The organism is Mesorhizobium sp. M7A.F.Ca.CA.002.05.1.1 (genome assembly GCF_003998335.1).
Taxonomy (GTDB): Bacteria; Pseudomonadota; Alphaproteobacteria; order Rhizobiales; family Rhizobiaceae; genus Mesorhizobium.
Window position 1 is genome coordinate 1 of sequence record NZ_RZQI01000240.1, and the last position, 7,240, is coordinate 7,240.

The 7,240-nt window shown below is 62.5% G+C and carries 9 protein-coding genes and 1 pseudogene; 8 read left to right on the forward strand and 2 right to left on the reverse strand.

What is annotated here, in order from left to right; translation table 11 throughout:
* Positions 1-140, reverse strand: a 140-nt coding sequence (locus tag EN939_RS14405; protein WP_127268539.1) for an NUDIX domain-containing protein, incomplete at its 3' end; no start/stop codon positions are given.
* Positions 141-269: 129 nt separating this feature from the next.
* Between EN939_RS14405 and EN939_RS14410 the strand changes: the two genes are divergently transcribed.
* The gene (locus tag EN939_RS14410) at positions 270-1,031 is read left to right on the forward strand and encodes an SOS response-associated peptidase (protein ID WP_127268540.1); all 762 of its coding nucleotides are present in this window, start codon (positions 270-272) and stop codon (positions 1,029-1,031) included.
* A 72-nt stretch (positions 1,032-1,103) separates the two neighbouring features.
* Here the strand turns inward: EN939_RS14410 and EN939_RS14415 are convergent, their stop codons facing one another.
* Positions 1,104-1,259, reverse strand: a complete 156-nt coding sequence (locus EN939_RS14415; protein ID WP_081738801.1) for a hypothetical protein — start codon at positions 1,257-1,259, stop codon at positions 1,104-1,106.
* Positions 1,260-1,650: 391 nt separating this feature from the next.
* On the opposite strand from EN939_RS14415, the gene cysS reads away from it, so the two are divergent.
* The 7 genes and pseudogenes from cysS to EN939_RS39085 form a co-directional block, all read left to right on the forward strand.
* Positions 1,651-3,087: a cysteine--tRNA ligase gene (gene cysS / locus EN939_RS14420; RefSeq protein WP_127268541.1), complete on the forward strand. Its 1,437-nt coding sequence runs from the start codon at positions 1,651-1,653 to the stop codon at positions 3,085-3,087.
* Positions 3,084-3,470, forward strand: a complete 387-nt coding sequence (locus tag EN939_RS14425; protein ID WP_127268542.1) for a VOC family protein — start codon at positions 3,084-3,086, stop codon at positions 3,468-3,470. The genes cysS and EN939_RS14425 overlap by 4 nt, the downstream gene beginning before the upstream one ends.
* Positions 3,471-3,476: 6 nt before the next feature.
* A complete protein-coding gene (locus EN939_RS14430; RefSeq protein WP_127268543.1) occupies positions 3,477-3,968 on the forward strand; it encodes a GFA family protein in 492 nt (163 codons plus the stop codon).
* The gene (locus tag EN939_RS14435; protein ID WP_027038010.1) at positions 3,965-4,441 is read left to right on the forward strand and encodes a GFA family protein; all 477 of its coding nucleotides are present in this window, start codon (positions 3,965-3,967) and stop codon (positions 4,439-4,441) included. Before EN939_RS14430 ends, EN939_RS14435 begins: the two co-directional genes overlap by 4 nt.
* Positions 4,438-5,394: a prolyl aminopeptidase gene (gene pip / locus EN939_RS14440; RefSeq protein ID WP_127268544.1), complete on the forward strand. Its 957-nt coding sequence runs from the start codon at positions 4,438-4,440 to the stop codon at positions 5,392-5,394. Before EN939_RS14435 ends, pip begins: the two co-directional genes overlap by 4 nt.
* Positions 5,391-7,013: a citramalate synthase gene (gene cimA, locus EN939_RS14445; RefSeq protein ID WP_206517190.1), complete on the forward strand. Its 1,623-nt coding sequence runs from the start codon at positions 5,391-5,393 to the stop codon at positions 7,011-7,013. The genes pip and cimA overlap by 4 nt, the downstream gene beginning before the upstream one ends.
* Positions 7,014-7,096: 83 nt before the next feature.
* Positions 7,097-7,240, forward strand: a pseudogene (locus EN939_RS39085) (EamA family transporter RarD); the annotation flags it as partial.

Consider the following 7,240-nt stretch of genomic DNA (forward strand, 5'->3'; position numbering starts at 1 on the left):
GTCTCGCCGGGTTCGACCTTGCCGCCCGGAAAGGCATAGAGCCCTTGCGAGGGTTGCCGGGCTCGCTTGACCAGAAGCAGGGTGTCTGCACGCACGACGGCGACCGAGACTGCCGGAAGTGTCTTGCGCGCTTCGTTCATGGGTTCCCGATCAGGCGTGTAGGCAGGTCTGTTGTGGACCGCCCAGCATGGGCAAGCTTTAGCGGTTGCGCAATGCCGGTTGCACCGGCACTTTCAGGAACCGAACCTTTCAAAGGGCGCCAATCGACCATGTGCGGACGTTTTGCCTTGACCGCGACGCCGGACCAGACTGCCGCCTTGCTGGGCTTGGCGGAACTGGAGGATTTCCCGGCGCGCTACAACATCGCACCAACCCAGCCGATCCTGATGGCGGTCGCCGGCCCCCCGCGGGCGCCGGGCTCCAATTTGCCCGACCGGCAGCCAATGCTGGTGCGCTGGGGGCTGATCCCGACCTGGGTCAAGGATACCAGGGAGTTTCCGCTGCTGTTCAACGCGCGCTCCGAAGGGGCTACCGAAAAGGCGTCGTTCAAGGCCGCCATGCGCCATCGCCGCGCCTTGGTGCCGGCTTCCGGCTTTTATGAATGGCGGCAAACCGGCGGCAAGAAAGGCCAGCCTTACTGGATCCGGCCCAGGCATGGCGGGTTGGTCGCCTTTGCCGGCCTGGTCGAGACCTATGCCGAGCCGGGCGGTTCGGAAATGGATACCGGCGCCATTCTGACCATCAACGCCAATGCCGATATCGCGCATATCCACGACCGCATGCCTGTGGTGATCGACCCCAGGGATTTCGCCCGTTGGCTGGATTGCCGCACGCTCGAACCGCGTGATGTCGCCGATCTGTTGCGGCCGGCTCAACTCGATTTCTTCGAGGCCATTCCCGTCTCCGACCTGGTCAACAAGGTCGCCAACACCGGACCGGAGATTCAGGAGCGGGGCGAGATCGGGCCGGAGCCCGAAAAGGTCAAGCGCCAGAAGCCCGGCGCGGACGACAATCAGATGACGTTGTTCTAGCTGAACCTGTTCTTCAGCGACGTATGTCTGCGCCATTTGCCAGGCGCCCTTGGCGCCGGGCCGCACACCACTTCAGGCGGCGCGGGGCGACACGATCTTCTGTACCGGCTTTTTCTTCTTCGCGGTGTGAAGGAGGGCGGCGACGATCGCGGCCGGGCCGATCGCGCGGTAGTGGTTGGCCAGTGCCGGCTGCTTGGCTCGGTTGGCTTCCTGCTTGGTTCGGGGCATGTCTCTCTTCCCAGGTAACATTTTCGTGTCTGCGTTTGATGGCCGATTCTGACCAAATCGTGACGCCTGCTGATCTAGCCGGCGAATGTTTCATGACTGTGCCGACATGTTTAATAAAATGTTTCAGTGCATCATTACCTGTGATCCAGCGACGTTTTTGCCGAAACTTGCGACTTGACGGCAACACATGCCAAGGCGATAAAGCCGCCCATGAAAACGTCTTTCGCCATTTGTGGCATTTGCATTATTGGCTAGCCTCGCGCTGGTCCGGACGTTTTCGCCTCATCTTTCCCCAGATTGGACAAACGCCCCGGCCAGCAGGCTGGAGCCTGATTTGCGTTTCGCGCAGGGCTGGCTTCGTCAAATTGAGTTCTGAACCGGGAAGGCACGAATGTCCGACGCATCGCAGGGCCTGCGCCTCTACAACACGCTGACGCGGACGAAAGAGGATTTCGTCCCGATCGATCCAGACAATGTGCGCATGTATGTCTGCGGCCCGACCGTCTACGACTTTGCCCATATCGGCAATGCCAGGCCGGTGATCGTCTTTGACGTGCTTTTCCGCTTGCTGCGTCACGTCTATGGGCAGGCGCACGTCACCTATGTGCGCAACATCACCGACGTCGACGACAAGATCAACGCGCGCGCTCTGCGCGACTTCGGCGGCGAGATCGCTTCCGGAACACTTTCGCTCAACGAGGCGATCAGGCGGGTCACCGAAAAGACCGCCGGCCAGTTCCATAGGGACGTGGCGGTTCTCGGCTGCCTGGAGCCGACGGTCGAGCCGCGCGCCACCGAATTCGTCGAGCCCCGCGCCGACGGCAAGGTCGACATGATCACCTTGATTCAAAGCCTGATCGAACGCGGCCATGCCTATGTTGCCGCGGGCGAAGTCCTGTTCGATACGGCGTCGATGCCGGACTACGGCCAGCTGTCGAAGCGCAATCTCGACGAGCAGCAGGCCGGTGCTCGCATCGCCGTCGACGCGCACAAGAAAAATCCCGGCGATTTTGTCCTGTGGAAGTTGTCGTCGCCGGAGGAGCCTGGCTGGAACTCGCCATGGGGCAGGGGTCGGCCGGGCTGGCACATCGAATGCTCGGCAATGTCGGCCGCCTATCTCGGCGAGGTGTTCGACATCCATGGCGGCGGCCTCGACCTGATCTTCCCGCACCATGAGAACGAGATCGCCCAGTCGCGCTGCGCCCATGGCACGGACGTGATGGCCAACATCTGGATGCACAACGGCTTCCTGCAGGTCGAAGGTCAGAAAATGTCGAAAAGCGTCGGCAATTTCTATTCGATCAACGAACTGCTCGAGACCGAGACGTTCGGCGGCCGCAAATGGCCGGGCGAGGTGCTGCGGCTGGCAATGCTGATGACGCACTATCGCGAACCGATCGACTTTTCCGTGCGCAAGCTGGAAGAGGCCGAGAACACGCTGCGCAAATGGAAGCGGGCGGCCGACCTTGCGCCGGCCGCCGCAGGACTGCTGCCCGTGCAGGTCATCGATGCCTTGTCGGACGATCTCGCAACCTATGCCGCCTTCCAGGTCTTGACGCAGTTGGCTGGCGAGGCAGCGGACGGCAACGATGCGGCGGCTGCGCTGAAGGCGTCGCTGCTGTTCCTCGGCTTCGATGTCGCGTCGGCGACGGTTGATGAAGACCACGTCGCCAAGGCAATCGCCAAGCGTCTCGCATTCATCGCCGCCAAGAACTGGGCCGAGGCCGACCGCATCCGCGACGAACTGCTGGCTCAAGGTGTACAGTTGAAGGACGGCAAGGATCCGGTCACTGGCGAGCGCATCACCACCTGGGAGGTAAAAAGATGATCGACCATCTCGGCATCACCGTTGCCGATTTCGACGCTTCGAAGGCTTTCTATGACAAGGCGATGGCCCCGCTTGGTGCGGCGCTGCTTTACATGGTGCCGCTGGAATATACCGGGGGTGCCAAGGTCGGCGGCTATGGCCGTGACCGGCCGGTGTTCTGGCTGAGTACCGGCAAGGACAAGCCCAGGGATCACCAGCACGTCGCCTTCACGGCGCGCAGCCGCGCCGAGGTCGATGCCTTCCATGCCGCAGCCCTTGCCGCCGGTGGCAAGGACAATGGCGGGCCAGGCCTGCGGCCGCATTATCACCCGAGCTACTATGGCGCCTTCGTCTTCGATCCCGACGGCAACAATGTCGAGGCCGTCTGCCATGTCCCGGAGTGAGCGGTGATGAGCCTCGACAACCGGCCGGTCTACACCGGCGGCTGCCAGTGCGGCGCGGTGCGCTTTCGCGTTGAAGGCGCGCTCGGCGACGCTTCGGTCTGCCATTGCCGCATGTGCCAGAAGGCGTTCGGCTCGTTCTATGCGCCGCTGGTTTCGGTGCGTGGCGCCCGGCTCGACTGGACGCGCGGCGAGCCGAAATACTTCCGCTCCTCCAACCATGTCGATCGCGGTTTTTGCGCCGATTGCGGCACGCCGCTGACCTTCACCGCGCCGGACGGCGTTGGCCTCGCCATCGGCGCGTTCGACAATCCGGCGGAGATCGTGCCGCTGATCCAATGGGGCACCGAGGCAAAGCTGCCTTATGTCGATACGATCCCGCAATTGCCGGGCGAGGAGACGATGGCCGACGTGTCGTCGGCCTCTTATCTGGCGGATCTCGTCTCCTATCAGCATCCGGACCACGACACCGAACAATGGCCGCCAAAGGAAAGATCATGACCGATCAGGTAAGAACCGGCGGCTGCCAGTGTGGCGCCGTGCGTTTCCGCATTCATGGAGCGCTCGGCCGTCCATCGATCTGCCATTGCCGCATGTGCCAGAAGCAGTTCGGCTCGTTCTTCGGTGCACTGGTCACGGTGCCCAGGGACGGCGTCGAATGGACCCATGAAGAGCCGAGCTATTTCCAGTCGTCGGTCAACATCGATCGTGGTTTCTGCGCCCGCTGCGGGACGCCGCTGACCTACCGGCAGCCCGGTGGACTTGAGATCGCTATCGGTGCCTTCGACGACCGCTCCGATCTTGCCCCGCAGATCCAGGTCAACTACGCCGCGCGGCTGCCCTGGGTGGAGACGATCTTCGATCAGCCCGTCCACCAGGATCCTGATTATTACAACAGGCAGGAATCCATCATCTCCTTCCAGCACCCAGACCATGAAACAGCGGACTGGCCGACCAAAGGTTTGCAGCTATGAGCAGTCAATTGCGTACGCTTTATCCCGAGATCGAGGCGTTCGATTCCGGCATGCTGGATGTCGGCGACGGCCATCAGGTCTACTGGGAGCGTTCGGGCACGAGGGGCGCCAAGCCGGCGGTGTTCCTGCATGGCGGGCCGGGCGGCACCATTTCCCCAAAACACCGGCGGCTGTTCGACCCGAAGCTCTACGATGTCATCCTGTTCGACCAGCGCGGCTGCGGAAAATCGACGCCCAACGCCTCGCTCGAAACCAATACGACCTGGCACCTGGTCGCCGACATCGAACGCCTGCGCGAAATGGCCGGCTTCGACAAATGGCTGGTGTTCGGAGGCTCCTGGGGGTCGACGCTGGCGCTCGCCTATGCCGAAACGCACCCCGAACGCGTCAGTGAGTTGGTGGTACGCGGCATCTACACGCTGACGCGAGCCGAACTCGAATGGTACTATCAATTCGGCGTCTCGGAAATGTTCCCGGACAAATGGGAGCGCTTCCTGGCGCCGATCCCGGAGGCCGAGCGCGGCGACATGATGGCTGCCTACCGCAAGCGGCTGGTCGGCACGGATCGCAAGGCGCAGATCGAGGCGGCCCGCGCCTGGAGCTTGTGGGAAGGCGAAACGATCACGCTTTTGCCCGAGCCGGAGACCAGCGGACCATTTGGGCAGGACGACTATGCCATCGCCTTTGCCCGCATCGAGAACCACTATTTCGTCCATGCCGGCTGGCTGGAGGAAGGGCAGTTGCTGCGCGACGCGCACAAGCTGGCTGACATTCCCGGCACCATCGTCCATGGCCGCTACGACATGCCGTGCCCGGCGCATTATGCCTGGGCGCTGCACAAGGCCTGGCCAAAGGCGGATTTCCACCTGATCGAGGGCGCCGGTCATGCTTATTCGGAGCCGGGGATTTTGGATCGGCTGATCCGCGCGACGGACAAGTTTGCAGGCAAATGACCATGACCCGCGAGCGCCTCTATCTCTTCGACACCACATTGCGCGATGGCCAGCAGACCCCTGGCATCGACTTTTCCGTCGAGGACAAGATCGCCATCGCGAAACTGCTCGATGCTTTTGGCCTCGACTATGTCGAAGGTGGCTATCCCGGCGCCAATCCGACCGACACCGCCTTCTTCCAGGAGAAACGTACGTCGCGCGCCAAATTCGTCGCCTTCGGCATGACCAAACGGGCTGGGGCGTCGGCTTCCAACGATCCCGGCCTTGCGTCACTCGTGCAATCCAAGTCGGATGCCATCTGCTTCGTCGCCAAGAGTTGGGACTACCATGTCCGTGTCGCGCTCGGCTGCACCAATGAGGAGAACCTCGACGCCATCAAGGCCTCCGTCGAGGCGGCGATCGCCGCCGGCAAGGAGGCGTTGGTCGACTGCGAGCATTTTTTCGACGGCTTCAAGGCCAATCCCGATTATGCGCTGGCCTGCGCCAGGACCGCCTATGATGCCGGCGCGCGCTGGGTGGTGCTGTGTGACACCAATGGCGGCACGCAGCCATCGGAAGTCCGCGCCATCGTCGAGAAGGTTATTTTATCAGGTATTTCGGGCGATCATCTCGGCATCCATGCCCATGACGACACCGGCCAGGCGGTCGCCAATTCGCTTGCCGCGGTCGAGGCCGGCGTGCGCCAGATCCAAGGCACACTCAATGGCATCGGCGAGCGCTGCGGCAACGCCAATTTGATCTCGATCGTGCCTACGCTGGCGTTGAAACCGGCCTTCGCCGATCGTTTCGACACCGGTATTTCGGCTGAGGCGCTGACAGGCATTTCCAGGTTGTCCCGCGCCTTCGACGAACTCTTGAACCGCGCCCCGGAAGCGCAAGCGCCCTATGTCGGGGCCTCTGCTTTCGCCACCAAGGCGGGCATCCATGCCTCCGCGCTGGCCAAGGAGCCGGCGACCTATGAGCATGTACCCCCGGAAACGGTCGGTAACCGCCGCCGCGTCATGGTTTCGGACCAGGGCGGGAAGGCCAATTTCCTCGCCGAGTTGAGGCGGCGCGGCATCGAGGTGCCGAAGGACGATCACCGGCTCGACGCGCTGATATCAGTGGTCAAGGAGCGCGAGGCCGAGGGCTACGCCTATGAGGGCGCCGATGCCAGCTTCGAGCTCCTGGCACGCAAGATGCTGCACGGCCTGCCGGAGTTCTTCAACGTCACCTCGTTCCGCTGCATGGTCGAGCGCCGCTTCGACGCCAACGGCCAGCTGAAGACGGTCTCCGAAGCGATCGTCAAGGTGGTGGTCGACGGCGAGGAGAAGATGTCGGTGGCCGAGGGGCATGGCCCGGTCAACGCACTCGACATCGCGCTGCGCAAGGACCTCGGCAAATTTCAGGGCGAGATCGCCGACATGGAGTTGGCCGACTTCAAGGTGCGTATCCTCAATGGCGGCACCGAGGCGATCACCCGCGTTCTGATCGAATCGCATGACGGCACCGGCGCGCGCTGGTGGACGGTCGGCGTTTCCGAAAACATTATCGACGCCTCGTTCCAGGCGCTGATGGATTCCATCGTCTACAAGCTGATGAAGAACCGCGAGATGGCCGGACTGGTGGCCGCCGAATAGGGTTGAACCATCAGCGAAAGTCCATTGATCCATCAGAACTTTGCGATGGTCTTGCCAAGGTGACTGGGCCATAGCGTTGGCCCATGGCCACTGAAGCAATTACCCTGGACGCGGATTCCAAGGCCCGGCGCGGCTTTCTGCTGGCGCTCGGCGCCTATCTGCTGTGGGGATTGCTGCCCTTCTACATGAAGGCGGTCGCTCATCTGCCGCTCGCCGAAGTCATTGCC

Coding starts and splice junctions, on each gene's coding strand:
- EN939_RS14425 (WP_127268542.1), top strand. CDS start 3,084: ATGATCGACCATCTCGGCATCACCGTTGCCGATTTCGACGCTTCGAAG.
- cysS (WP_127268541.1), top strand. CDS start 1,651: ATGTCCGACGCATCGCAGGGCCTGCGCCTCTACAACACGCTGACGCGG.
- cimA (WP_206517190.1), top strand. CDS start 5,391: ATGACCATGACCCGCGAGCGCCTCTATCTCTTCGACACCACATTGCGC.
- pip (WP_127268544.1), top strand. CDS start 4,438: ATGAGCAGTCAATTGCGTACGCTTTATCCCGAGATCGAGGCGTTCGAT.
- EN939_RS14435 (WP_027038010.1), top strand. CDS start 3,965: ATGACCGATCAGGTAAGAACCGGCGGCTGCCAGTGTGGCGCCGTGCGT.
- EN939_RS14410 (WP_127268540.1), top strand. CDS start 270: ATGTGCGGACGTTTTGCCTTGACCGCGACGCCGGACCAGACTGCCGCC.
- EN939_RS14430 (WP_127268543.1), top strand. CDS start 3,477: ATGAGCCTCGACAACCGGCCGGTCTACACCGGCGGCTGCCAGTGCGGC.
- EN939_RS14415 (WP_081738801.1), bottom strand. CDS start 1,259: ATGCCCCGAACCAAGCAGGAAGCCAACCGAGCCAAGCAGCCGGCACTG.